This window comes from Pseudomonas sp. CGJS7 (assembly GCF_036961695.1).
On record NZ_JBAMDI010000015.1, the window covers coordinates 24066 to 48351 of the forward strand.

20 protein-coding genes are annotated in these 24286 nt (G+C 67.8%); 9 read left to right on the forward strand and 11 right to left on the reverse strand.

Going from position 1 to position 24286, the window contains the following annotated elements:
* Positions 1-313: 313 nt before the first annotated feature.
* Both pgl and zwf read right to left on the reverse strand, forming a co-directional pair.
* Positions 314-1066 (reverse strand): 6-phosphogluconolactonase, encoded by a 753-nt coding sequence (gene pgl, locus V7787_RS11810; RefSeq protein WP_336088357.1) that lies wholly within the window; start codon positions 1064-1066, stop codon positions 314-316.
* Positions 1050-2567, reverse strand: coding sequence for a glucose-6-phosphate dehydrogenase (gene zwf / locus V7787_RS11815; RefSeq protein ID WP_336088358.1), 1518 nt, complete (start codon positions 2565-2567; stop codon positions 1050-1052). Before zwf ends, pgl begins: the two co-directional genes overlap by 17 nt.
* A 148-nt stretch (positions 2568-2715) precedes the next feature.
* Here zwf and V7787_RS11820 point away from each other — a divergent pair, with 148 nt between their 5' ends.
* The 4 genes from V7787_RS11820 to V7787_RS11835 all read left to right on the forward strand — a co-directional run bounded on the left by V7787_RS11820 (position 2716) and on the right by V7787_RS11835 (position 6099).
* On the forward strand, positions 2716-3468 hold the full coding sequence (locus V7787_RS11820; RefSeq protein ID WP_336088359.1) for a GntR family transcriptional regulator: 753 nt from the start codon (positions 2716-2718) through the stop codon (positions 3466-3468).
* A complete protein-coding gene (locus V7787_RS11825; protein ID WP_336088360.1) occupies positions 3465-4514 on the forward strand; it encodes an SIS domain-containing protein in 1050 nt (349 codons plus the stop codon). Before V7787_RS11820 ends, V7787_RS11825 begins: the two co-directional genes overlap by 4 nt.
* Before the next feature lie 12 nt (positions 4515-4526).
* Positions 4527-5660 (forward strand): N-acetylglucosamine-6-phosphate deacetylase, encoded by a 1134-nt coding sequence (nagA, locus tag V7787_RS11830; protein WP_336088361.1) that lies wholly within the window; start codon positions 4527-4529, stop codon positions 5658-5660.
* Between the two features lie 79 nt (positions 5661-5739).
* Positions 5740-6099, forward strand: coding sequence for an Imm51 family immunity protein (locus tag V7787_RS11835; protein WP_336088362.1), 360 nt, complete (start codon positions 5740-5742; stop codon positions 6097-6099).
* A 258-nt stretch (positions 6100-6357) separates the two neighbouring features.
* Here V7787_RS11835 and V7787_RS11840 read toward each other — a convergent pair whose 3' ends face one another.
* Both V7787_RS11840 and V7787_RS11845 read right to left on the reverse strand, forming a co-directional pair.
* Positions 6358-7422 carry a hypothetical protein gene (locus V7787_RS11840; RefSeq protein ID WP_336088363.1) on the reverse strand — a complete coding sequence of 355 codons (1065 nt, stop codon included), beginning with the start codon at positions 7420-7422 and terminating at the stop codon, positions 6358-6360.
* A 168-nt stretch (positions 7423-7590) separates the two neighbouring features.
* Positions 7591-7800, reverse strand: coding sequence for a hypothetical protein (locus tag V7787_RS11845; protein ID WP_336088365.1), 210 nt, complete (start codon positions 7798-7800; stop codon positions 7591-7593).
* 474 nt (positions 7801-8274) lie between these two features.
* Here V7787_RS11845 and V7787_RS11850 point away from each other — a divergent pair, with 474 nt between their 5' ends.
* Positions 8275-11967: an indolepyruvate ferredoxin oxidoreductase family protein gene (locus V7787_RS11850; RefSeq protein ID WP_336088367.1), complete on the forward strand. Its 3693-nt coding sequence runs from the start codon at positions 8275-8277 to the stop codon at positions 11965-11967.
* A gap of 175 nt (positions 11968-12142) precedes the next feature.
* A complete protein-coding gene (locus V7787_RS11855; protein WP_336088368.1) occupies positions 12143-12607 on the forward strand; it encodes a hypothetical protein in 465 nt (154 codons plus the stop codon).
* A 170-nt stretch (positions 12608-12777) separates the two neighbouring features.
* On the opposite strand, the gene V7787_RS11860 is transcribed toward V7787_RS11855, so the two are convergent.
* A complete protein-coding gene (locus V7787_RS11860) occupies positions 12778-13533 on the reverse strand; it encodes an anti-sigma factor family protein (protein WP_336088369.1) in 756 nt (251 codons plus the stop codon).
* Positions 13534-13609: 76 nt separating this feature from the next.
* Complete coding sequence (locus tag V7787_RS11865; protein ID WP_336088370.1) at positions 13610-14125, reverse strand: RNA polymerase sigma factor; 516 nt, start codon at positions 14123-14125, stop codon at positions 13610-13612.
* Between the two features lie 151 nt (positions 14126-14276).
* On the opposite strand from V7787_RS11865, the gene V7787_RS11870 reads away from it, so the two are divergent.
* Complete coding sequence (locus tag V7787_RS11870) at positions 14277-15359, forward strand: catalase family peroxidase (RefSeq protein WP_336088372.1); 1083 nt, start codon at positions 14277-14279, stop codon at positions 15357-15359.
* Entirely contained in the window at positions 15356-15958 is a 603-nt protein-coding gene (locus V7787_RS11875) for a cytochrome b (protein WP_336088374.1), read from the forward strand. The genes V7787_RS11870 and V7787_RS11875 overlap by 4 nt, the downstream gene beginning before the upstream one ends.
* A 21-nt stretch (positions 15959-15979) precedes the next feature.
* Here the strand turns inward: V7787_RS11875 and V7787_RS11880 are convergent, their stop codons facing one another.
* The 5 genes from V7787_RS11880 to V7787_RS11900 all read right to left on the reverse strand — a co-directional run bounded on the left by V7787_RS11880 (position 15980) and on the right by V7787_RS11900 (position 22201).
* Complete coding sequence (locus V7787_RS11880) at positions 15980-17347, reverse strand: S41 family peptidase (RefSeq protein WP_336088376.1); 1368 nt, start codon at positions 17345-17347, stop codon at positions 15980-15982.
* Positions 17348-17411: 64 nt separating this feature from the next.
* Complete coding sequence (locus V7787_RS11885) at positions 17412-18023, reverse strand: 3'-5' exonuclease (RefSeq protein WP_336088377.1); 612 nt, start codon at positions 18021-18023, stop codon at positions 17412-17414.
* A 57-nt stretch (positions 18024-18080) separates the two neighbouring features.
* The gene (locus tag V7787_RS11890; protein ID WP_336088378.1) at positions 18081-19979 is read right to left on the reverse strand and encodes a M61 family metallopeptidase; all 1899 of its coding nucleotides are present in this window, start codon (positions 19977-19979) and stop codon (positions 18081-18083) included.
* A gap of 169 nt (positions 19980-20148) precedes the next feature.
* Positions 20149-20493: a hypothetical protein gene (locus tag V7787_RS11895; protein ID WP_336088379.1), complete on the reverse strand. Its 345-nt coding sequence runs from the start codon at positions 20491-20493 to the stop codon at positions 20149-20151.
* A gap of 25 nt (positions 20494-20518) precedes the next feature.
* Positions 20519-22201: an NAD(P)/FAD-dependent oxidoreductase gene (locus tag V7787_RS11900; RefSeq protein WP_336088380.1), complete on the reverse strand. Its 1683-nt coding sequence runs from the start codon at positions 22199-22201 to the stop codon at positions 20519-20521.
* A 258-nt stretch (positions 22202-22459) separates the two neighbouring features.
* Between V7787_RS11900 and V7787_RS11905 the strand changes: the two genes are divergently transcribed.
* A complete protein-coding gene (locus V7787_RS11905) occupies positions 22460-24052 on the forward strand; it encodes a glucan biosynthesis protein (protein ID WP_336088381.1) in 1593 nt (530 codons plus the stop codon).
* The last annotated feature ends 234 nt before the right edge of the window (positions 24053-24286 follow it).

The window sequence follows — 24286 nt, forward strand, 5'->3', positions numbered from 1 at the left end:
GTATTCACGTTCACTCGGTCGGTGGCAGGCGCCGCAAGCGACGCCGAACAGTTCCCCCCTTTGAAAAAGGGGGGTTAGGGGGGATTCGCTCTTCCTACACCTTCCTAAGAAGCAAAGGCAAAAGCAAATCCCCCCACGCCGCTACGCGGCGTGGCCCCCTGTGCTAAAGGGGGCGACAGCAAAGACCGAAGCTGGGAGGGGAGGGAGCTCTGGTCTGGCTGTCATGGCGCCCAAGAATGCGGCGGGCGCCGAAAAAACGAATCTGGGACGGGTTCGCGGTCCAAACACCACAGCGGCCGCGAACCTCAACGAATCAAGGACTCCAGTACAACGTCGGCGCCGACGGCGCGCCGCTGAGCACCGAACGGACCGGCAACGCGCTGCGCGGATCGCGCTGCGCGCCGTCCAGCACCGCCCGCTTCTTGTCGCCTTCGATGTGCAGATAGATCGCCGGCGCGGTGAAGATCGCGCTCAAGGTCAAGGTCATGCGCGGCTCGGGCATCGCCGCGGTGCGGATCGACATCACCGGCGCGCGGCCGCGCGGCTGCAAGCCGATCTCGCGCAGCGCGGGATTGTCGTAACCCAAGTCCGGGAACAGCGAGGCCACGTGACCGTCCTCGCCCATGCCCAGCACCACCACGTCCAGCGGCAGGCCTTCGTTGGCGATCTTGGTCAGCACCGGCATCAGCGCCATTTCCGGCGTCGGCGTCGGCCGGTACATCGGCAGCAGGCGCGCGGCGGCGGCGTTGTTCTGGAACAGATGCTCGCGCAGCAGACGTTCGTTGGAACGCGGATGCTCCGGCGGCAACCAGCGCTCGTCGACCGGCAGCACCGTCACCCGCGCCCAATCCAGGGTTTGCGTGGACAGCACCTGGAAGAAACGCTTGGGCGTGTTGCCGCCCGACAGCGCGATGCATGCCTCGCCGTGCCGCGCCAACGCGCCGCGCAAATCCGCGGCCACTTGTTTGGCCAGCGCCTGGGCGAGCTGTTCGGCGTCGTCGAACAGGCGCTCGTGCAACGGCAGCGGCAAGGGTTCGATCACTTTCAGCTCAGCCTGCATCTTCATGCCACGTTCTCCCATCGCGTTCGATCAGCGCCACCGCGGCGCTCGGCCCCCAACTGCCGGCCGTGTAAGGACGCGGCGCCTCGGCGCTGGCGGCCCAGGCGGCGCGGATCGGGTCGATCCACTTCCAGGCCGCGTCGACTTCGTCGCGGCGCATGAACAACATCGGATTGCCGCGCACCACGTCCATCAGCAGACGCTCGTAAGCGTCGGCCTGACGGCCGCCGAAGGCCGCGGCGAAACTCATGTCCAAGGGCACGTGGCGCAAACGCAGGCCGCCGGGGCCGGGCACCTTGTTCATCAGCCACAGCTTCACGCCCTCATCGGGCTGCAACCGCAGCACCAGCTTGTTGGGTTGCAGGCGGCTGGACGGGTCTTGTTCGGTCAGGTCTTCGAAGATCGAATGCGGCACCTGGCGGAAGGTCACCACGATTTCCGAAACCCGCTCGCCCAGACGCTTGCCGGTGCGCAGGTAGAACGGCACCCCGGCCCAGCGCCAGTTTTTGACCTCGGCCTTGAGCGCGACGAAGGTTTCGGTGAGCGACTGCGCGCCCAACTCTTGCGCATACCCCGGCACCGCGGTGCCGTCGACCGCGCCGGCCTTGTACTGGCCGCGGACGGTGGACTGGGCGGCGTTGCCGTTGAGGATCGGGCGCAGCGCGCGCAGCACTTTCAGTTTTTCGTCGCGGATCGCATCGGCGGCGAGCGAGGACGGCGGCTCCATCGCCACCAGGCACAGCAGCTGCAACAGATGGTTCTGGACCATGTCGCGCAGCGCGCCGGATTTGTCGTAGTACGGCGCGCGCGATTCCACGCCGACGGTTTCGGCCACGGTGATCTGCACGTGGTCGATGTGCTCGGCCTTCCACAACGGTTCGAACAGCGCGTTGCTGAAACGCAGCGCGGTCAGGTTCTGCACCGTTTCTTTGCCCAGGTAATGGTCGATGCGGTAGATCTGGGTTTCGTTGAACACCCGCGCCAGCGCGTCGTTGATCGCATCGGCGCTGACCCCGTCCTTGCCCAGCGGCTTTTCCACCACCACCCGGGTCTTGGGATTGACCAAGCCATGCGACTGCAAACGATCGGCGACCACGCCAAACAGATCCGGGCCGACCGCAAGATAGAACACCCGCACCCGTTCGCCGTCGGCGAATTCGGCCGAGAACTCCGGCCAGCCGTTGTCCGAGCTCAGGTCCAGGCGGCGGTACAGCAGCAGCGCCAGGAAGCCGTCGAGCAAGTCGGCGCGCTGGGCCTGGTCGCCGGCGAAGTTGCGCAGCGCGGCGCGGACCTTGTCGCGGTAGTCCTCATCGCTGCGTTCGTCGCGGGCGATGCCGACGATGCGGGTGCCAGCGACGATCTGGCCGTCGGCGTAACGGTGGAACAGCGCCGGCAGCAGCTTGCGCAGGGCGAGGTCGCCGGTGCCGCCGAAAATCACCAGATCGAACGGCGCCAACGGCTGCAGATGCGGGGCTTGCGAAGAGGTCGGCACGGAATAGACGCTCATGGACGGGCTCGGACAGGTCTGAGTGGAACCATACCAGCAAAGATACCAGTAAGATACCAGTCCGGCAAATAAACCATAAATCAATTAGTTACATTTGGGTTACAGGCCTTTGTTGCCGTCAATGGTCTGCGACTGGTATCTTTTTGCCATGCAGGCCTATCTGGAAAGCGAATTCCGCCGCCAGTCCGACGCGCGCCGCGCGCCGGCCTATCAGCACCTGCGCCGGACCCTGCAGCACGCGATCGAGAACGGCGAGCTGACCGCCGGCCAGGCCCTGCCCGGCGAGCGCGAGATCGGCAAGCTGCTGGACCTGTCGCGGGTGACCGTGCGCAAGGCCATCGCCGGGCTGGTCGAGGACGGGATGCTGGTGCAGCGCCAGGGCGCCGGCACCTTCGTCGCCGAGCGCATCGTCAAATCGTTCTCGCGCCTGACCAGCTTCACCGACGACCTGCGCGCGCGCGGGCTGGACCCGCGCTCGACCTTCATCGAACGCGGCGTCGGCGAGGTCACCCCGGAAGAAGCGATGGCGCTGAACCTGTCGCCCGGCGCGCAGGTGATCCGTTACTACCGCTTGCGCACCGCCGACAACATGGCGCTCGCGCTCGAACGCACGGTGGTTCCGTTGGCGGTGATGCCCGATCCGGCGCTGGTTGAGAACTCGCTGTACGAAGCCTTCGCCAAACTCGGCATCCGCCCCACCCGCGCGCTGCAACGCCTGCGCGCGATCGCCTTCGACGCCGAGCAGGCGCGCCTGATGAATCTGCCCGAAGGCGCGCCCGGATTGTTCATCGAACGCCGCACCTTCCTCGACGACGGCCGCGTCGTCGAGTTCACCCGATCCTTCTACCGTGGCGACGCCTACGACTTCGTCGCCGAACTGCAGAGCGAAACCACTCCGTGACCACCGACACTTTGCTGGACGCAACAAGCACGCGCATGTACGCCGAAGCCGACGAAGCCGGCGACGCGGTCGCCCGCCAGTTCGCGGCGAACGTCGATATCGTCGATGAGTTGGTCGAGCGCCTGCGCAAACAGCCGCCGCGCTTCATCGTCACCTGCGCGCGCGGCAGCTCCGATCACGCCGCTACCTACGGCAAGTATTTGTTCGAAACCCAGTTGGGTCTGGTCACCGCCTCGGCCTCGCCGTCGGTGGGTTCGGTGTATGCGGTCAAGCCCAAGCTGGAAGGCGCGTTGTTCGTGGCGATCTCGCAGTCGGGCAAAAGCCCGGACTTGCTGCGCAACGCCGAAATCGCCAAGGCCGCCGGCGCCCACGTGGTGGCGCTGGTCAACGTGCTCGACTCGCCGCTGGCGCAGCTGGCCGACACCGTGCTCGGCCTGCACGCCGGCCCGGAAACCAGCGTCGCGGCGACCAAGAGCTATCTGTGTTCACTGGCCGCGCTGCTGCAACTGAGCGCGCGCTGGAGCAACGACGCCGGCCTGTTCAACGCCGTGCACGCCCTGCCCGCCGCGCTGCGCGATGCGACCCGCCAGGATTGGTCGCCGCTGGTGGACGGCCTGGTCGATGCGCGCAATCTGTTCGTGCTCGGCCGCGGTCTGGGCCTGGGCGCGGCGCAGGAAGCCGCGCTCAAGTTCAAGGAAACCTGCGGCCTGCACGCCGAGGCGTTCAGCAGCGCCGAGGTCAAGCACGGGCCGATGGCGATCGTCGGCCCTGGCTTCCCGGTGCTGGCCTTCGCCCAGGACGACGGCACCGGCGACAGCACCGTCGCGGTGGCGCGCGAGTTCCGCCAGCGCGGCGCGCCGGTGTGGCTGGCCGCGCCGGGCATCCACGGCGGCGATGCGTTGCCGCTGGCGCGCTCAGTGCATCCGGCGATGACGCCGCTGATCACCGTGGCCAGCTTCTACAAGGCGGTCAACGCGCTGTCGGTGGCGCGCGGGCACAACCCGGACCTGCCGCCGCATTTGAACAAAGTCACCGAGACGGTCTGAGGAAGCATCGCCATGTCCGCCACCGCCTTCGTCAACGGCCGCGTGCTCAGCGAGCGCGGGTTCGAATCGGACCTGAGCGTGATCGTCGAGGACGCGCACATCGTCGCGGTGCTGCCCGGCCCGGCGCCGGCCGGCGCGCGCACGGTCGATCTGCAAGGCCGTTATCTGGTGCCCGGCTTCATCGACACCCAGGTCAACGGCGGCGGCGACGTGTTGTTCAACGACGCGCCCACGGTCGACGGCCTGCGCCGGATCATGCAGGCGCACCGCAAGTTCGGCACCACCGCGATGATGCCGACCCTGATCAGCGACGACGTCGCGGTGATGGTCCGCGCCATCGCCGCGGTGCGCGAGGCGATCGCGCAGAACGTCCCCGGGATTCTCGGCATCCACCTGGAAGGCCCGTATCTGGCGGCGGCGCGCAAGGGCGTGCACGACCCGGACAAATTCCATACCCCGGGCGCGGACGAACTCGATCTGATCGCCTCGCTCGGCGTCGGCAAGACCATGCTGACGCTCGCGCCGGAGCGTTTCGGCGACGACACCCTGCAAGCGCTGGCCGCGCGCGGTGTATTGGTCTGCGCCGGCCACACCGCCGCCGACTACGACCGCCTGCGCTCGGCGTTCGCCAATGGCGTGCGCGGGGTGACCCACCTCTACAACGCGATGACCCCGCTGGGCAGCCGCGAACCCGGCGGCGTCGGCGCCTGCATCGAAGACCCGAACGCGTGGTGCGGGGTGATCGTCGACGGCGAACACGTGCACGACGCCTCGCTGCGCATCGCCATCGCGGCCAAGCCGCGCGGCAAGATCATGCTGGTGACCGACGCGATGCCGCCGGTCGGCGGCGACAGCGAAGACTTCGTGCTGTACGGCGAAACCATGACCTGCCGCGACGGCAAATGCACCACCGCCAGCGGCACCCTGGCCGGCTCCTCGCTGGACATGGCCACGGCCGTGCGCAACAGCGTGCGGCGGCTGGGTTTGCCGCTGGAGGAAGCCTGCCGCATGGCTTCGACCTACCCGGCCGAATTCCTCGGCCTGGGCCATGAGCTGGGACGGATCGCACCGGGGTATCGCGCCGATCTGGTGGTGCTGGACGATGCGCTGAACGTGCGCGGCAGCTGGATCGCCGGCGAGGCTTGAACTGCGTCGTTCCGCGATGGCAACCGTCGCCCACGCCGTATAGCATCGGCCGCGACCACCGCCTGAAGGAACACGACTCATGGACGATACCGACCGCACCGACCGCAGCACCTACGCGCCCTTCATCCTGATGGACCGCGGCGGCTATCGCTCGCTGCTGCTGACCGACGAGCACATGGCGGCGAAGTTCGCCGTGTTCGAAGAGCTCGGCGAGGACGGCTGGAGCGGCAACGGCTACGACTGGAACTCGCTCGCGCAAGTCGTCGTCGCCGAACGCCTGCCGCAATGGCAGGCGCAGCTTTCGTTCGACTCGGAAGCCGGCATGTTCTCCGCACAAGGTTCGCGCGAGGCGCTGCAAGCCCTCGGCGCGGCGATGCAGGCGGTGTTCCGCGACGACGCGCAGATCCGCGATCTGCTGACGCGCGCTGAGCTCGACTAATCGAACTGGACTAATCGAACTGGACTGATCTAGCCGTGCCGGTCGAGTAGAGCCGAGCGAACCATGCTCGCCAAGCGGCGCTAACACCCGCCGCTGGAACCGCGCAACCCACCCGACCGTCATTCCGGCGAAAGCCGGAACCCATTTTGATCTTGCTCTGATCGGCCCGGCCGTAGTCTTCGTCGACGACTCACAGTACACGCACACGCCACCGCAGCGAACCGACCCACTCGCGGGCCGATTCGCAAACGAATCGAATCAGCGATCGCCCACCGACTTGACCGGCGTAGGCACCGGCACTTCGGTCTTGACCGCCGGAACCATCGAAGCGACCGGCGCAACAGGCGCGACCGCGGCAGCCGAAACGATCGGAGCAGTCGCAACAGCCTGAGCAACCGGAGCGACCGGAGCTTCGACGCTAAGCGGCGCCGGCGCGGGTGCGGCCGCGGATGCCGGCGCCGCCACGGCAACCTCAGTCGCCTCGCCCACTTCGATCGGCGCGGTAGCGACGACATGCGCATCAGCGATCGGCGCAGTAATCACCGGCCCCTTCGCAGTCGACGTCGCGGTGCCGCCATTGGCGACCTTGACCGACCCCTGCCCTTGCGGCGTGAAGCTGGCGATCAACCCTGCATACGGCTGCGGCACGCCAGCGAACTTCTCCAGCGGCACCATGAACTGATTGGTCGCCAGGATCTGCAAGCAGTTCCAGCCCAGCGCGGCGGTGTAGTCCTTGAGCAACTGGGCGCCGTTGGCGATCAGCTGCTCGCGGCTCGGCGGATTAGTGTTGGCCTTGGTGTTGGCGGTGCAAGCCGCGTTGGAGACCTGCCGCCCGTCCTTGGCCACCAATTGCACCTGGACCGAATACACCACCTGGTAGCTGTTCCAGTCGGTCGGGAAGTACGCATACATCCAACCGCCCGAACGCACATCCAGCACGTAATCGGTCTCAGGGTGGACGGCGGCGATTTCCTTCGGCTTCTTGGCCTTGGTCGCGGCAGCGTCCACCGGCCGGATCTGCGCGCCGTAGGTTTGGCGCAGCGCGTCGCCGAGCTGTTGCCGCAACAGGATCGCCGGGTCGGCGATGCCGTTCTCGCTCACCAGATCGTTGCCGGTCTTGATCATCGCCAAGCCGCCGAACAAGCCCAGGGTGGCCTTGCCCGCGGTCATCGCGGTGAAATCCGCCGCTTCATGGAAGGTGACCGCGACGGTCTTGTCCTTGAGCGCGGCCGCATCGGCGGCGGCGAGCGGAATCAGCTTGTCCTTGGCCATGGCCGGCAGCGAAGCCAGCGCGATCGCGCCGGCCAGCAAAGTGATTTTCACGATGTCCCCCTGTGCTTGAGTCGTCCCGCTGCCGAACCGGACGCTGCCGGCGGCGCGAAGTCCTGGCCGTTTTCCCCGCGGCCGCGCGGTCATGCTAACTGTGGCCCGATAAATGTGCCATCTGGCGCATAAGCCACCGCAACCGGGCCCGCAGGCGCGAGCGGGTTTTCAGTAACCGGTGGCCCGTTCCAACACCAGAGCATCCAAACGCCCCGCATCCTCGCTCAGCAACTGACTCAGATAGGCGCGCAGGTCGGCTTCGAACGCGGGCAGGTCGAACTGCTTGAGCTTCTTCTTGGCGATGATGCGCGGCACCTCCGCCAGCACCGCGTCGTGAACCCACCGCCGTCGCTGCGCGTGGGTGGCGGCGATGAACATCGGCAGATCGAACTCACGTCCATGCTCAAGGCCGCGCGGTCTTTGTAGTAGCGATTACGCTGGACGAACGCCAGTTCCGGATCGCGGCACATCAAGACGATGCCGATGTCCTGCAAGTCCTCGCCGTAACAACGCTCGCGAAAGAACTCGCGCCCGCTCGCTGTCGAGCGAACGAAGGGCGTGGCTGATCTTCGATTCCCAGTTGGCATCGCAGGTCAGAAAGAACTTCATCGCGCCCCCGGCCGGACCGGGCGCCGCCGCCTGTTCAGGATAAAACCCCACGGCCGAATCCGGGCCGGTATGGTCCCGCCGGGCCTGTGCTTTAAGGCACACCGGGCCGGTCTAGCGGCCCGATTCGGCCAGATTGCTATAATTCCGAGTCTTTGCTCGGTCCCCGGCGCGCCACCGCCGGCCCAGCTGGATCGAAGAACCATCCCCGCCAGCCCACCCGCGGCACCGCCGCGAGAGCCCGCCATGACCAGCACCGCAGAACTCAGCTCGCCCTCGTCGGCGAATACGTCCCTGACCAACTCCGTCCTCGATCCAGATTATTCCCTCGAGCACAAGTACACCCGTCAGGAGGGCCGCATCTATCTGTCCGGCGTGCAGGCGCTGGTGCGTCTGCCGCTGATGCAGCGCTTGCGCGATCAGGCCGCCGGCCTGAACACCGCCGGCTTCATCTCCGGCTACCGCGGCTCGCCGCTGGGCGGTTTCGATCTGGAACTGTGGCGCGCACGCAAGCACCTGGAAGCGGCGGGGGTGAAGTTCACCCCGGGCCTCAACGAAGACCTCGGCGCGACCATGGTCTGGGGCACCCAGCAGACCAATCTGTTCCCCGGCGCCAAGGTCGAAGGCGTGTACGGCATGTGGTACGGCAAGGGCCCGGGCGTGGACCGCACCGGCGACGTGCTCAAGCACGCCAACGCCGCCGGCACCAGCAAGTACGGCGGTGTGTTGGCGCTGGCCGCCGACGATCACGCCTGCCGCTCCTCGACCCTGCCGCACGGCTCGGAAGGCGAATTCACCAGCGCGATGATGCCGATCCTCAACCCGGCCGGCGTCCAGGACATCCTCGACATGGGCCTGATCGGCTGGGCGATGTCGCGCTACACCGGCCGCTGGGTCGGCTTCAAGACCATCGCCGAAACGGTGGAGTCCTCGGCCTCGGTCGACGTCAATCCGTTGGCGCTGAACATCATCACCCCGGACGACTTCATCCTGCCGCCGGGCGGCCTGAGCATCCGCTGGCCCGATCCGCCGATGGATCAGGAAATGCGCCTGCACCAGTACGCGGTCAAGGCCGCGCAGGCGTTCGCCCGGGCCAACAAGATCGACCGCATCGTCATCGATTCGCCGAACGCGCGGCTGGGCATCATCACCACCGGCAAGAGCTACCTCGACGTGCTGCAGGCGCTGGAATACCTGGGCCTGGATCAGCGCGCGTGCTCGGACCTGGGCATCCGCGTGTACAAGGTCGGCATGACCTGGCCGCTGGAACCGGTCGGCCTGCGCGCGTTCGCGCAGGGGCTGGAAGACATCGTCGTGGTCGAGGAAAAGCACGCCTTCATCGAAAGCCAGATGAAGGAGTCGATGTACAACTGGGACGGCGCGCGCCGCCCGTCGATCGTCGGCAAGTACGACGAAAGCGGCGAGTGGATCCTGCCCTCCACCGGCGAGCTCACCCCGGCGCGCATCGCCGGCGTGATCGCGCGCCGGATCCAGCGCTTCCACAACAGCGAGCAGATGGAAAACGTGCTGCGCTGGATGGAAGCCAAGGAAAGCGAGCTGGCGCTGCCGCGCGCCTCGTTCCCGCGGGTGCCGCATTACTGCTCCGGCTGCCCGCACAACACCTCCACGGTGGTGCCGGAAGGCTCGCGCGCGCTCGGCGGCATCGGTTGCCATTACATGGTCACCTGGATGGACCGCGACACCAACACCTTCACCCACATGGGCGGCGAAGGCGTGACCTGGTCGGGGCAGGCGGCGTTCACCGAAACCGAGCACGTGTTCCAGAACCTCGGCGACGGCACCTATTTCCACAGCGGCTCGCTGGCGATCCGCCAGTCGGTCGCCACCGGCGTCAACATCACCTACAAGATTCTCTACAACGACGCTGTCGCGATGACCGGCGGCCAGCCGGTCGACGGAACCCTGTCGGTGCCGCAGATCGCCCATCAGGTGCGTTCGGAAGGCGTGCACACGATCATCCTGCTGTCCGACGACATCGCCAAGTGGAGCAAGCGCGAGATCTTCCCCAGCGACATGGAGTTCCACGACCGCAAGGAACTCGACGCGATCCAGAAGCGTCTGCGCGAAACCAAGGGCGTGAGCGTGCTGATCTACGATCAGACCTGCGCCACCGAAAAGCGCCGCCGGCGCAAGCGCGGCAAGATGGTCGATCCGCAAAAGCGCGTCATGGTCAATTCGCTGGTCTGCGAAGGCTGCGGCGACTGCGGCAAGAAGTCGTTCTGCGTGTCGGTGCTGCCGAAGGAAACCGAGTTCGGGCGCAAGCGCGAGATCGACCAGTCCAACTGCAACAAGGACTATTCCTGCGTCAACGGCTTCTGCCCCAGCTTCGTCACCGTCGAAGGCGGCGGGCTGAAGAAGAAGAAAGCCTCTTCGGCCAAGGAGCGTCTGAACAACCTGCCGCTGCCGCCGTTGCCGGCGCTGGATCAGCCCTGGAACATCCTCATCACCGGCGTCGGCGGCACCGGCGTGGTCACCATCGGCGCGCTGCTCGGCATGGCCGGGCACCTGGAAGGCAAGGGCGCCAGCGTGCTCGATCAGACCGGCCTGGCCCAGAAGGGCGGCGCGGTCACCACCCACATCCGCATCGCCAAGACCCCGGCCGACATCCACGCGGTGCGCATCGCCGCGGGCGAGGCCGACCTGGTGCTGGGCTGCGACATGGTCGTAGTCAACGACTACTGGGCGCTGTCGAAAGTGCGCGCCGGCCGCAGCCAGGTCGTGCTCAACAGCTACGAAGCGATGCCGGGCACCTTCACCACCCGTCCGGACATGCAGTTCCCGGCCACCGACATCGTCGCCGCGATCAAGCAGGCGCTGGGCGGCGAAGACCCGTTGCTGGTCGATGCGACCCAGCTCGCCACCGCGCTGCTCGGCGACGCCATCGCCACCAACCTGTTCATCCTCGGCTACGCCTGGCAGCGCAGCTTGGTGCCGATCACGCTGGAAGCGCTGATGCGCGCGGTCGAACTCAACGGCGCGGCGATCGAAATGAACAAGACCGCCTTCGCCTGGGGTCGCCTGGCCGCGATCGACCCGCAAGCGGTGGCGCAGGCCGCCGGCGTCACCCGCAAGGTGCCGACCGCCGCCGAAGCCACCCCGCACGACCTGCCGCATCTGGCCCCGGGCGAGTGGGAAGGCAACGAATGGGGCGCGACCTCGGCGCCGCGCGCGACCCGCAACGAAGACGAACTGCGCCACGTGCCGGCGCAGGCGGAGAGCGACAACCTCGCGTTCCTGCCGCTGGACGACCTGCGCCTGTCGCGTTCGCTCGACGAACTCATCTCGCGCCGCGTCGCCTTCCTCACCGACTACCAGGACGCCGCCTACGCCAAGCGCTACGCCGACTTCGTCGCCAAGGTGCGCGCGGCCGAGCAACAGCGCGCGCCGGGTTCGACCGATCTGGCCGAAGCGGTCGCGCGGTACTTCTTCAAGCTGATGGCCTACAAGGACGAGTACGAAGTCGCGCGCCTGTACACCAGCGGCGAATTCCAGCGCAAGCTGGAGCAGCAGTTCGACGGCGACTACAAGCTCAAGTTCCACCTCGCCCCGCCGCTGCTGGCCAAGAAGGACGCGCAAGGCCGCCTGATCAAGCAGGAGTTCGGCCCCTGGGTGTTCACCGCGTTCAAGTGGATGGCCAAGCTGCGCAAGCTGCGCGGCAGCAAGCTCGACATCTTCGGCTACACCGAGGAGCGCAAGATGGAGCGCCAGCTGATCGCCGACTACGAGAACACCGTCGGCGGATTGCTGGGCAAGCTCGACGGCGGCAACGTCGATCTGGCCGCGGAAATCGCCAGCGTGCCCGAACACATCCGCGGCTACGGCCACGTCAAGGAAGATCACTTGCACAAGGCCAAGACGCGCGAAGCGGAGCTGTTGAAGGAATTCGCCAATCCGCTGCGGATCGTGCGGGCGGCCTGAGCGCCGCTGCCAACGTCATGAAACCAACGGGGCCGCGAAAGCGGCCCCGTTCTTTTCGGCATCGCCCAAACCCGCGCCGCCGACGGTACGATGCAACCGTGCGCGCGCCGACGCCCGCACCGGCATGGACGTCGCCACCGACGCGAGGCCGAATCGACACGACAAGGACGACTGTATGCGACCGATACGCGCTGTGTTGTTGCTGTGCCTGCTGCCCGCCGCGCTCGCCGCGGCCGAACCCGCGCGCCCGGGCAAGATCGCGCTGAGCGAGCTGTCGTTCGCCGGCATCGAGCTCGGCGACAGCCAGGCCCAGGTGCGCAAGAAACTGGGCAAGCCCACCAAAACCACCGGCCAAGCCGACTCTTACGAACACGTCTTTCGTTACCCCGGCCTGGACGTCACCTTCTTCGGCGACGATGTCGCCGGCCTGAGCAGCAGCTCGCCCAAACGCTGCACGCCCTCGGGCGCATGCCCGGGGCAAACGCTGGTGCAGGCCCACGCGCGCCTGGGTCGCGGCGCGCCGCCCGTGCCGGTCGACGGCCGGGTCGAGTACTACGTCGAGGACGAAACGTGCTGGCTGCGCCTGGACTTGGGCGCGGGCGGGCGGATCGAGACATTGGCGGTGGTCTGTCTTCCGTAGCCGGATTGGCAAAGCGCCTGCAGCACCGTTGCGCCTGAATCAATTCATCAATCTATTCACTTCAGTCGGTTTTTAGCTGAAATGCATCTGATTTTCCTGATGTTTTTCTATCCAGGAATCTATTCAGAGATCGATTCAAAATCCCGAAAACCCACCGACTTCGCACCGCCTCAAATCGCCTGCAACGCCCGCCGCACCGCCTCCGCGCTGGCATCGTCGCCCGCGCTGACCATCGCGTAGTTGTAACCGCCGCGCGACCAGTACTGGGCCAGCAAATCGCCGTCGCGGCGGTCGCCGCGCGGGAGCATGTGCCGGCGCGGGCCGGGCGGGCGGATGTAGAAGCTGATCGCTTCGCCGGCGGCGTCCTGGTACACCACCAACGCCGCCGCGCCCTGGTCGGTGGCGAGCATGCGCGCGCCGACCGGTTTGAAGCCCGCGCCGCTGAGGTCGGGCAAGGCCATCGCTTGGCGGAAGTTCGCGTCCAGCCACGGTTGCAGGTCGGCGGCGCGGTCCGGGCGCAGGTCGTGGCGCACCGCGAACAGGCGGTGCGCGGCGATGGCGTCGGCCATCGGCGCGGTCGCCAGCATCGACGGCGGCGCCGCCGGACGGCTCCATTCGCGCGCCTGCCAGCCGCCGATGCCGCCGACGCCGATGCTCAGCAGCACCGCCGCGGCCATCGCGTAGCGCGCGTTGCGCTTGCGGGTCAGGCCGGCGCGCAGACGTGCGGGGTCGAGTTCGGGCGCCGGTTCGGGCGTTTGCCCGGCCAGGGCCGCGCGCAGTTGCTGCGCGTCGCGTTGCCAGGCCGACAGCTCCTGGCGGCGTTCGGGTTCGCGCGCCAGCCAGGCCTCGACTTCGGCGCGGCGCGCCGGGTCCAGACGTCCGTCGACGTAAGCGTGCAGGTCGTGTTCGCTCGGGGGCGTGCTCATGTAGCGCTCGGCGGGTGTGCAAGAGTGAGGAAGCAACGGCGGCGATGCCGCATGACAATGGGCGAATGGCGGCGGCTCATTTCAGCAGCCTCAACGGCGGCGCGAGGATTTCGCCTTCGCTGAGCCGGCGCAGCGCTTGCCGCGCGCGCGACAGCCGCGACATCACCGTGCCGATGGGCACTTCAAGAATCTCGGCCACTTCGCGATAGCTCAGGCCTTCGACCGAGATCCACAGCAGCAAGCTGCGTTGCTCGACCGGCAACTGCGCCATCGCGTCCAGGGTGGAACGCGCCAGCTGCTCGCGCTCGACCGAGGGCTGGCTGTCGGCCGCGCCGATGCCCAGGCGCGAGAGCAATCCGGCGTAGCGGCGCGCGCGGCGTTGGCCGTCGAGGAACTGGCGATAGACGATGGAGAACAACCACGGCCGCAGCGCCTGATCGTCGCGGCGGCCGCTCCAGCCGACGATCGCGCGCTCCAGCGCGGCCTGGACCAGATCGTCGGCGGCGTGCGGATCGCGCGCCAGCCAGCGCGCGAAGCGGCGCAGGGCAGGCAGTTGTTCGCGCAGGGCGGCGTCGAGTTCGCTGGCGGACATGGGCGGGTAACCGGCTGAGTGGGCTGTCCTGGGTGGGACGCCGCCGGCCTGAGTTTATTCCCGGCCCAACAAATAAATCCGATCGGCAGATTCCAGGGAATAAGCCCGGCCCCGGGGCGTCGTACCGGTATCGCAGCCAACCGAGCCACGTATGCCCTCGCCCGATACCCCCACTTCTTCCGCGCCGCCGCGTCCGCTGGGACGCTGGGCCCTGATCGCCTTGGCCGTCGCCGGCCTGGCGGCCGGGTTCGGCTATGTTGCCGGCCCCCTCGACCCGCAACGGCTGACCCCACAACGGCTGGTCGACAACCTGCAGAACAACGGCGGCTTGCATCCGGGCTACCGGCGCAACCACGCCAAAGGCGTGTGCGTGATCGGCCGCTTCGACAGCAGCGGCAACGCCGCGGCCTACTCGCGCGCCGGCCTGTTCGCCGCCGGCGCGAGCACGCCCCTGGTCGGCCGGTTCGCCCTGCCCGGCGGCAACCCGTACGCGCCCGACGGCGGCGTGCCGATCCGCAGTTTCGCCCTGCGCCTGACCCAGGCCGACGGCCAGCAATGGCGTACCGGCATGAACAACATGCCGGTGTTTCCGGTCGCCACCCCGCAGGCGTTCTTCGAACAACTGCAGGCCGGCGCGCCCGATCCGGCCACCGGCAAACCCAACCCGGACAAACAGAAAGCCTTCTTCGCCGCGCACCCGGAAACCGCCGCGTTCCGCGCCTGGGCCAAGGACAGCAAACCCTCGGCCAGCTACGCCACCGAAAGCTATTACGGGCTCAACGCGTTCTATTTCATCGATGCCGACGGCAAGCGCAACGCGGTGCGTTGGCGGGTGGCGCCCGACAACGGCGCGGCCGCCGCGCCGCTGTCGGCGCAAGACCAGGACGTGTTGGCGAACGAATTGAACCAACGCCTGACCCAAGGCCCGCTGCGCTGGCGCTTGCTCGCGACCCTGGCCGCGCCCGGCGATCCCACCAACGACGCGACCAAAACCTGGCCGGCCGACCGCGCCGAAATCGACGCTGGCAGCGTGGTGATCGAACGCGCGCAAGCGCAGGACGCCGGCGAATGCCGCGACATCAACTACGACCCGCTGATCCTGCCCGACGGCATCGCCGCCTCCGACGATCCGCTGCTGCCGGCGCGTTCGGCCGCGTACGCCGATTCCTACCGCCGCCGCACCGCCGAACAAGCGCAGGCCGGCGGCCGCCCGCCGCAGGAGACCCGCCGATGAACCGCGACCCGCAGATGTTCCGCCTGCCCGCGCGTGTGCTGCACTGGCTGATGGCGATCATGATCCTGACCATGCTGTTCGTCGGCGCGGGCATGGTCGCGACCGTGTCGGACAAGCACACCTGGTTGCTGGCGCTGCACAAACCGCTGGGCATCGCGATCCTGATCCTGGCGCTGCTGCGGCTGGCGCTGCGGCTGCTGCACAAACCGCCGGCGTTGCCCGCGGATCTGCCGCCGCTGCAACGCTTCGCCGCCAAGGCCTCGCACTGGCTGCTGTACGCGCTGATGCTGTCGCTGCCGCTGATCGGCTGGGCGATGCTGTCGGCCGGCGGTTATCCGATCGACCTCGGCGCGGGGCTGCGACTGCCGCCGATCGCGCCGTTCGACGCCAGCGTGTTCGCGACGCTGCGCTGGTTGCATCGCACCCTGGCTTACCTGCTGTTCGCGACCGTGCTGCTGCATCTGGCCGCGGCGCTGTACCACGGGCTGATCCGTCGCGACGGGGTGTTGCGCAGCATGCTGTGGCGGGAAAAATCGCGCGACGCCGATGTCGTCGTCGAACCGCGCGCCGAGGCGGCTTCGCCGCTCGACGCGGGTTGATCGGTCGAGCCGTTCGCCGAGCTATGGCGCCGCGCGCGGCGTCAGCAGCTCGGCGATGGCCGCCTCCGGATCGAACGGGTCATCGCGCACGATCACATCCGGCTGCAACCAGATCGAATCGCGCGGCAGCGGCCGGTCGAGCACGAACCGCGGCCAGTACAAGCGCAGGTCACTGTTGGGCAAACGCGTTTCCTGCACGTTGCCGCTCTGGCGGCTGCGCACGATCCCGCCGCGCGCGCCGGCGATGCGGCCGAAGCGGTAATCCTGCACGGTGTTGGCGAACAACACCGATGAGGAATACGTCGCCGCGCCGACCAGCACGATCAGCTCGCCGTCGAAATGCAGCGGGTCGTCGCGCTCGGGCTCGATCGTGCTGGTCTTCTCGCCGCGCACCACTTGCCCGACCACTTCATCGCCGCTGCGGAATTTCTCCAGCACGCGTTTGCGATAGGTCGAACCGGTGCGGTACGGCCGGGTCGCGATGTGACGCAGGATGCCGCGCGTCCACAGTTCGTCGTCGCCGCCGCCGTTGTCGCGCACGTCGATCAGCAAGCGGCGCACGCTTTCGCGCTTGATCCGGGCGAACGCGTCGTCGGTGAAGGCGAAGAAGCGCTCGCGGTCGGGCCAGACGAAGCTCGCTATGGTCAGCACCGCATCGCCACCAGGACGCACCTCAAAGCGGAAGCTGCGCTCAAAATCGTCCGCGACGGCGAGCGCCGCGGGCGTGCGCTTGGCCGCCGCCACGCTCAGCGGCTTGGCGCCGGCGCGGTCGAGTACGATCCGAAACGTCGCCGGCTCGCCGTAGGCGCGCCAGTAGTAGTAGAACCAGCGGTCCTGCAACAGGCGCGCGCGAAACGCCGGGGTGTCTCCGTGCACCAGCTTGAGCAGGCGGCGCACCACCACGCGACTGTCGACGCCGTCGATGCGCACGATCCGCGCGCGGGCCTGGTCGCTGGCGCCGCCGCCGAGTTCGGCGGCGACGAACAATTGCTGCGTATCCGGGTCGATCCGCACCTCAAACGGAAACCAGCCAGGGCCCGCGGCTTGCTGCGCCTTGGCCAGACCTCGCCAATCCGGGTAACCGATCGATACATGCGCATCGGCCAGACGCGGATTGAGTTCGGCCAGGCGCAACCACGCCTGCTCGCGGGTCAACGGCCGGCGCAGGTCGCGGCGCAGATCGGCCAGGGCGCGGTCGAGTTCGGCCGGCGCGATGGAATGGGCGATGTCGGGGTGCTGCTCGCGCAGAGTAGCGGCAACCACGTCCAGGTCTTGCCGCAGTTGCTCGACGCTGAGGCGCTCGGGCGGCGGCGCCGCTGTGGCCATGAACGGGACCGCCGCCAACACAGCGACGGCGAGGACAGAACGAAGACGGGTCAGGGCGTCCATGCGATGCGATCCAAAGCGGGTGTGGCGCTTGGATGCGCGAACCGGCGCCGGGGTTGCAAGCGCCTCAGCCCCGCCGCGACGGCAGCCGCGCACGCCCCAAAGCCCACGGCATCAGCCGCGCGATGTTGCGCGCATCGTCGATGCCGCGATGGTGGGTGCCGGCGAACTCCAACCCGGCCAAACGCACCGCCTCGCCCAGGCCGGGCTTCTTGCTCAAGCCCTGGGCCTGCGCGAACAGTTGCTTGATGTTGCGATGCGGCGCGCCGATCGGATTGGGCAGGCGATGGAAATCGCAATCCTGTTGCAGCTGATGCAAATCGTAGTCGCCCCACGAGCCCCAGAGGAAATCCGGGTAGCGGTACAGCCACGGCTTGAACGCGGCCAGCATGTCGGCGAACAGCGGCGCGGCATCGACCTCGGCCTGGCGGATCGAAGTCAATCGAGTGCAAAACGCGGTCAGGCGCGGGTGCCGCACCGGCCGCACGAAACTTTGGAACTCATCGACCACGCTCAGCGTATCGGCCTCGACCAGGACCGCGCCGATCTCGATGATTTCCATGTGGGTGCGCGCGATCGAACCGTCGTCGGCGCAGGTGGCTTCGAAATCGATCAGCAGGTAATGCGCCGGTTGCGGCGATCCGCGCCCTGCGCGCGCGTCGGTGTGTACGTCGTCCATGCGCGCCATTGTGCGCGAAGCCGCCCGGGTCGCGCGACCCGGGCGGGCGCGCCGCATTCACTTCGGCGCGAAAATCTTCGACAGGCGGTCCGGCGTACCCTCGATCCGCTCCAGCTTGGGATAGCGCAGGCCGCCGCGGTAATCGATGCGCACGGTCTTGACCACGTCGGCGTTCTTCACGATCAGCTCGATCGGCCGCTGCCCGTCCTTGGCCGCGGTCACCGCTTCCTTGAGTCGCTCGCCGGTGCTGGCATAACCGTTGATCGCGATCAGCGTGCTGCCCGGCGCGATGCCGGCGTTGAACGCCGGGCCGTCCCAACGCACGCTGCTGATGTTGCCTTCGCCGGACAGGTTCAATCCCAGCGAATAGGTCAGATCGGTGGACTTGCGATCGGCCTCGGCGAACTTGAGGAAATCGCTGGGCGTATCGGTGAACACCAGCTTCCAGCCGCTGGCCGCCAGGCCGTCCAGCGGCGCGGCCTTGGCGTCGATGCGTTCGCGCAGGAACTTCGCCCAATCGAACGCGGCGACCGCGTTCAAGGCCGCGACCACGTCTTCGAACTGATACGGCTTGACCCGGTAGTCGCCGTTCTCGCCGTGGAAGAAACCGCGGGCGAAATCGTCGAGCGAACGCTTCTCGCCGGTCAGTGCGCGCAGTTTGGCGTCGACCGCCAGCCACACCAGCTGGCCGCCGCTGTAGTAGTCCTCGCTGAGTTGGTAGCTCTGGTACGACTTCGGCCGGCGCATCGCGATCACCGGATCCAAAGTGGTGTCCTGGATCGAACGCCAGGCCAGTCCGGGCCGGTCTTCGGCGTAACGCGCGGCGACCAGGGCCAGGGCGTCGCGCGCCAGCTCGGGCTTCCACAATCCTGCGCGCGCGGTCAGCACGAAGCCCCAGTACTGGGTCTGACCTTCGTAGACCCACAGCAGGCCGTCGCTGAGCGGCTGATTGAAATTGGTCGAGGTGATGCCGGCCGGACGCCGGTACTTGCCGTTCCAGGAATGCACGAACTCGTGCGCGAGCAGATCGCGGCCGACCACGCTGCTGGCGCCGTCCCAACCGGTGAAGTAGTCCGGGTCCACGCCGTTCTCGCTGGAGCGGTGATGCTCCAGGCCGTTGCCGCTCATCTGCGAAGACAGCGAGAACAGAAAATCGTAGTGGTCGTAAGGCTGGGTGGCGAACAGCTTGTACGCCTGCTGGACCAGCTGCCGGTGCAAGGTGATCTGCTCGGGTTTGGCTTCCAGGAACTTGGGCGCGTCGGCGACGATGTTCAAACGCACCGGCGTTTTCGCGCCCGGGTCGAGATCGATCTGCTTGTAGTGGCGGCCGGCGTAGACCGGCGAATCCAGCAGCGTGTCGAACGGCACCGCGCGGTAACGCAAGGTATCGCCCTGACGCGATTCGACTTCCAGCGCGGTCCCGGCCTGCCAGCCCGCCGGCAGTTTCAGGGTCGGCGCGATCTGGATGCCGCGCGCGTAGTAACCGGCCGGATACAGCGCGACCTGATTCCACTGCACGTTGAGCATGTCCGCGGTCATGATCACCCGGCCCTGGTTGTTGCCGGTCGGGGTGAGCATGTCGAAGCTCAGTTCCAACTCGCTCACGCCCTCGGGCACGGTCAGCTGGAAGGCGTAGACGTCGAGCGGATCGCGGGTCCAGTCGATCGTCCGGCCGTTGCCGACGATGCGCAGGCCGGCGAGCTTGTCGACCGGCCCGGTCGGCGAATGATTGCCCTGGATCCACTGCGGAAACAGCAAGGTCATCGGCCCGGCCTGAACCGGAATGCGCTGGCGCGCGTGCAGCACCCGGCGGGCGATGTCGGTGGCGTCGACCTCCAACTGCAGCGTGCCCGGATACGGCGTATCGCGCGGCGCGGCGGTCTGCGCGCGCGCGGCCGTCAGCGGCAGCGCGGCGGCGATCAGCAGCGGCAGCAGGGCAAGGGAGGGTCGGGACATGGCGGACTCCGGCGACGCGCGGGACTGGATCGGACATCCTAGCCAAGGCGCCGCGCTTGCCCCCTGCCATTTGGCATAGGCCGCTACCGGCGGAGCGGGGCGACCGATTGCGCACAGGGCTTGCGCAGGATCGGGACAAGCCGGCGCGGCCGCGGCGACGGCGGATGCGCTACGACTCGGCCTTGAACAGATACACCGTGCGTTCGCGGCCGCTGCGGGTGTCGCGCAGATGCCACAACTCGGCCGGCCAGAATTCCCCGGTCTGCAGGAATTGTTCGAGCCGATCGCGCAGGTACTGCAACGAGTCCTCATCCACCGCGATCCGGCAGCGCGCGGTTTCGATGCGCAGCCATTCCTGCTGCGAGCGCAGCAGTTCGATCGCGAACACCTGGCCCTCGCGCAGCGCGGGCGCCACCAGCGTCCCCGCGCCCAGCGCCCGCAACCACGCCGACGCATCGGCGCGATCCAGGCGCAACGCCACCTCGCTGCGGCTGCCGATGGCGAACTCGATCATCGCCGTCCGCGTCCGCCTGGCCCGCTCAGGCCGCGCGGCCGAGCAGGCTCATCGCCACCGCCTCGGCCGCCTTGATTCCGTCCACCGCCGCCGACAGGATCCCGCCGGCGTAACCGGCGCCCTCGCCGGCCGGAAACAGGCCGCGGGTGTTGAGGCTGTGGCCGTCGACGCCGCGGGTGATGCGCAGCGGCGAGGACGTGCGCGTCTCCACCCCGGTCAGCATCGCATCGGCCATGGCGAAGCCCTTGAGCTGCTTGTCGAACGCGGGCAGCGCTTCGCGAATCGCCGCGATCGCGTAGTCGGGCAGCGACTGGCTCAAATCGCTGAGCCGCACGCCCGGCGTATACGAGGGCTGGACCGCGCCGAGCGCGGTCGAGGCGCGGCCGGCGAGGAAATCGCCGACGCGTTGCCCGGGCGCTTCGTATTCGCCGCCGCCGAGCGCGAACGCCTGCGCTTCCCAATGCCGCTGCAAGGCGATGCCGGCCAGCGGCGAGCCGCTGTCGTCGTAGGGCTTGTAGTCCTCGGGCGTGATGCCGACCACGATCGCGGCATTGGCGTTGCGCTCGTTGCGCGAGTACTGGCTCATGCCGTTGGTGACCACCCGGCCCGGCTCGCTGGCCGCGGCCACCACCGTGCCGCCCGGGCACATGCAGAAGCTGTAGACCGAACGGCCGTTGCGGCAGTGGTGCACGAGTTTGTAGTCGGCCGCGCCGAGGATCGGATGCCCGGCCTGCGGGCCGAAGCGCGCGCCGTCGATCAGCGACTGCGGGTGTTCGATCCGGAAACCGATCGAGAACGGCTTGGCCTCCATGTACACGCCGCGCTCGTGCAGCATCTTGAAGGTGTCGCGGGCGCTGTGGCCGAGCGCGCAGACCACGTGATCGGCGCGCAGTTGCTGGCCGTCGGCGAGAACCACGCCGCGCAGTTGGCCGTTTTCGATCAGCACGTCGTCGACCCGCTGCGAGAAACGGATTTCGCCGCCCAGCGATTCGATGGTCGCGCGCATGTTCTCGACCATCGACACCAGCCGGAAGGTGCCGATGTGCGGCTTGCTGACGTAGAGGATTTCTTCCGGCGCGCCGGCCAGGACGAACTCGGTCAGCACTTTGCGGCCGTGATGCAGCTTGTCGCTGATCTGGCTGTAGAGCTTGCCGTCGGAGAACGTGCCCGCGCCGCCTTCGCCGAACTGTACGTTCGACTCGGGATTTAGCACGCGCTTGCGCCACAGGCCGAAGGTGTCGACGGTGCGTTCGCGCACCGCCTTGCCGCGTTCCAGGATGATCGGGCGGAAGCCCATCTGGGCCAGGATCAGGCCGGCGAACAGGCCGCAGGGGCCCATGCCGATCACGATCGGCCGCAGCGGCAGCGAAGCGGGCGCGCGGCCGACGAATTTGTAGTCGGTGTCGGGCGTGGGCATGACCTTGCCGGTGGCGGCCGGCGCCTTGCCGGGCGAACGCTTGCCGGGCGCTGGCGCCGCGACGTTCGCCTCGGTGCCCAGGCGGGCGAGGATTTCGGCCTCGCGCGGGGTGTCGATGTCGAGCGAATAGATCAATTCGATGCCGCCGCGCTTGCGCGCGTCGTAGCTGCGCTTGGCGATGGTGTGGCCGGCGATGTCGGCGACGGCGATGCCCAGGCGGGCGGCGATGGCGGCGGTGAGCGCGCTGTCGCTGTGGTCCAGCGGCAGGCGGAGGTCGGTGAGTCGGAGCATGGCGATATTGTAGGTGGCTGCGGGGGTGGGCGCTTTTGATTTGGACGGTGGGCGGTGCGCCGCCCTCACCTCGGCCTGCATTCCAACTCGCCCCCCGGCCCGAACGCATAGCGTTCGGGCGTTCGGTGGCGCGCGAGCCAGTGGCTCGCAAACGCGCCCCACCAAACCGCGACCCCGACCCCACCTAGACACCGCCATAACCACCACCCCAGCGGTATTGGCTAGCATGCTCAACCCCCGCAATCGCACCACCCCGCCATGATCCGACGCCAGTTCCTGCAATCCGCGGCCGCCGCCCTGGCCTCGTTCGGCCTGCCCCTGCCCGCGTTGGCCCTGGCCGGCCCGGCGCCGGTGAAGAAGCTCGGCGCGCCGCAGCCGTTCGATTTCGCCAGCCTCAAAGGCAAGGCCCGCGCCTTGGCCGAGCGCGCTTACGTGCCGCGCAGCACCACCCTGCCGCCGGCGCTGGCGGCGCTGAACTGGGACCAGTACCAATCGATCCGCTTCCGCCGCGACCACGCCTTGTGGGGCGACGGCGACGGCCAGTTCCTGGCCCAGTTCTTTCACCTGGGCCTGTACTTCAAATCGCCGGTGCACATGTACGAACTCGCCGACGGTCAGGCGCGCGAGATCGCCTACGACCCGGAGATGTTCGACCGCGCGCGCAGCGGCATCCAGGGCAAGCCGCTGCCGGCCGATCTGGGTTTCGCCGGTTTCCGCCTGAACACCCGCAAGGACCCCGAGCGCGATTTCGCCGCGTTCCTGGGCGCGAGCTATTTCCGCGCGGTCGGCGTGGAGGGCCAGTACGGCCAGTCCGCGCGCGGCCTGGCGATCGACACCGGCAGCGGCCGCCCGGAGGAATTCCCCGACTTCGTTGCCTACTACCTCGAACGCCCGGCGGCGAACTCCAACACCGTGGTGGTGTACGGCCTGCTCGATTCGCCCAGCGTCGCCGGCGCTTACCGCTTCGCCATCACTCCGGGCGAAGTGTTGCTGATGGACATCGATTGCGCGTTGTACCCGCGCAAAAGCATCGAGCGTCTCGGCCTGGGCCCGTGCACCAGCATGTACCAGGTCGGCGAAAACGACCGGCGCATGGATTGGGACTGGCGCGCGGAGATCCACGACACCGACGGCCTGGCGATGTGGACCGGCAGCGACGAATGGATCTGGCGTCCGCTGTGCAATCCCGAACACCTGCGCTTCAACATGTTCAGCGACGAAAACCCGCGCGGATTCGGGCTGCTGCAGCGCGACCGCAACTTCGACCATTACCAGGACGACGGCGTGTTCTACGAGAAGCGCCCGTGCCTGTGGGTCGAGCCCAAGCAAGGCTGGGGCGCGGGTTCGGTGCAGTTGGTGGAAATCCCGACCATCGACGAAACCTTCGACAACATCGTCGCGTTCTGGAACCCGCGCGAGAAACCGCAAGCCGGGCAGGAGCTGTTGTACGGCTACCGGCTGTATTGGGGTGCGCAGCCGCCGGCGGTGCCCAAGCTCGCCCATTGCGTGGCCACGCGCACGGGGCTGGGCGGGCGGATCGGTTTCAAGCGCGATTACTACTCGCAGCGGTTCGCGGTGGATTTCGCCGGTGGGACGCTGGCGCAGCTGGCCAAGCGCAACGCCACGGTCGAGCCGGTGTTGCAGATCGGCAGCGGCAAACTGGAGACCGTTTCGTGCCGGCCGTTGCATGAGATCGGCGGGTATCGGGCGATGTTCGACGCGGTGCCGCCGGGGGATTCGACCGAGCAGATCGATCTGCGCCTGTTCTTGCGCGACGGCAGTGGGGCGCTTAGCGAGACGTGGTTGTATCAGTGGTCGCCGCCGCCTAAGGGGGAGCGGAAGTTGTATTGAGGTTGTTGGGGAGGAGCAAGAGCAAATCCCCCCTGCCCCCCTTTTTCAAAGGGGGGAACAGCAACAGCAACAGCAACAGCGACAACGACGGCAACGGTGGGCGAACGGGCAGACGGACGCTGCAAACGCAGTTAGGACCGCGCGCTGCAAATCGCCCCCTTTGCAAAAGGGGGCGGACGCTTGCGCAAGCACGAAGCCGGGACCGCCCCCACTGCGCGGGGGATTTGCTTCGCC

Coding starts and splice junctions, on each gene's coding strand:
- pgl (WP_336088357.1), bottom strand. CDS start 1,066: ATGAAGATGCAGGCTGAGCTGAAAGTGATCGAACCCTTGCCGCTGCCG.
- zwf (WP_336088358.1), bottom strand. CDS start 2,567: ATGAGCGTCTATTCCGTGCCGACCTCTTCGCAAGCCCCGCATCTGCAG.
- V7787_RS11820 (WP_336088359.1), top strand. CDS start 2,716: ATGCAGGCCTATCTGGAAAGCGAATTCCGCCGCCAGTCCGACGCGCGC.
- nagA (WP_336088361.1), top strand. CDS start 4,527: ATGTCCGCCACCGCCTTCGTCAACGGCCGCGTGCTCAGCGAGCGCGGG.
- V7787_RS11835 (WP_336088362.1), top strand. CDS start 5,740: ATGGACGATACCGACCGCACCGACCGCAGCACCTACGCGCCCTTCATC.
- V7787_RS11845 (WP_336088365.1), bottom strand. CDS start 7,800: ATGTTCATCGCCGCCACCCACGCGCAGCGACGGCGGTGGGTTCACGAC.
- V7787_RS11850 (WP_336088367.1), top strand. CDS start 8,275: ATGACCAGCACCGCAGAACTCAGCTCGCCCTCGTCGGCGAATACGTCC.
- V7787_RS11855 (WP_336088368.1), top strand. CDS start 12,143: ATGCGACCGATACGCGCTGTGTTGTTGCTGTGCCTGCTGCCCGCCGCG.
- V7787_RS11860 (WP_336088369.1), bottom strand. CDS start 13,533: ATGAGCACGCCCCCGAGCGAACACGACCTGCACGCTTACGTCGACGGA.
- V7787_RS11865 (WP_336088370.1), bottom strand. CDS start 14,125: ATGTCCGCCAGCGAACTCGACGCCGCCCTGCGCGAACAACTGCCTGCC.
- V7787_RS11870 (WP_336088372.1), top strand. CDS start 14,277: ATGCCCTCGCCCGATACCCCCACTTCTTCCGCGCCGCCGCGTCCGCTG.
- V7787_RS11875 (WP_336088374.1), top strand. CDS start 15,356: ATGAACCGCGACCCGCAGATGTTCCGCCTGCCCGCGCGTGTGCTGCAC.
- V7787_RS11880 (WP_336088376.1), bottom strand. CDS start 17,347: ATGGACGCCCTGACCCGTCTTCGTTCTGTCCTCGCCGTCGCTGTGTTG.
- V7787_RS11885 (WP_336088377.1), bottom strand. CDS start 18,023: ATGGACGACGTACACACCGACGCGCGCGCAGGGCGCGGATCGCCGCAA.
- V7787_RS11890 (WP_336088378.1), bottom strand. CDS start 19,979: ATGTCCCGACCCTCCCTTGCCCTGCTGCCGCTGCTGATCGCCGCCGCG.
- V7787_RS11895 (WP_336088379.1), bottom strand. CDS start 20,493: ATGATCGAGTTCGCCATCGGCAGCCGCAGCGAGGTGGCGTTGCGCCTG.
- V7787_RS11900 (WP_336088380.1), bottom strand. CDS start 22,201: ATGCTCCGACTCACCGACCTCCGCCTGCCGCTGGACCACAGCGACAGC.
- V7787_RS11905 (WP_336088381.1), top strand. CDS start 22,460: ATGATCCGACGCCAGTTCCTGCAATCCGCGGCCGCCGCCCTGGCCTCG.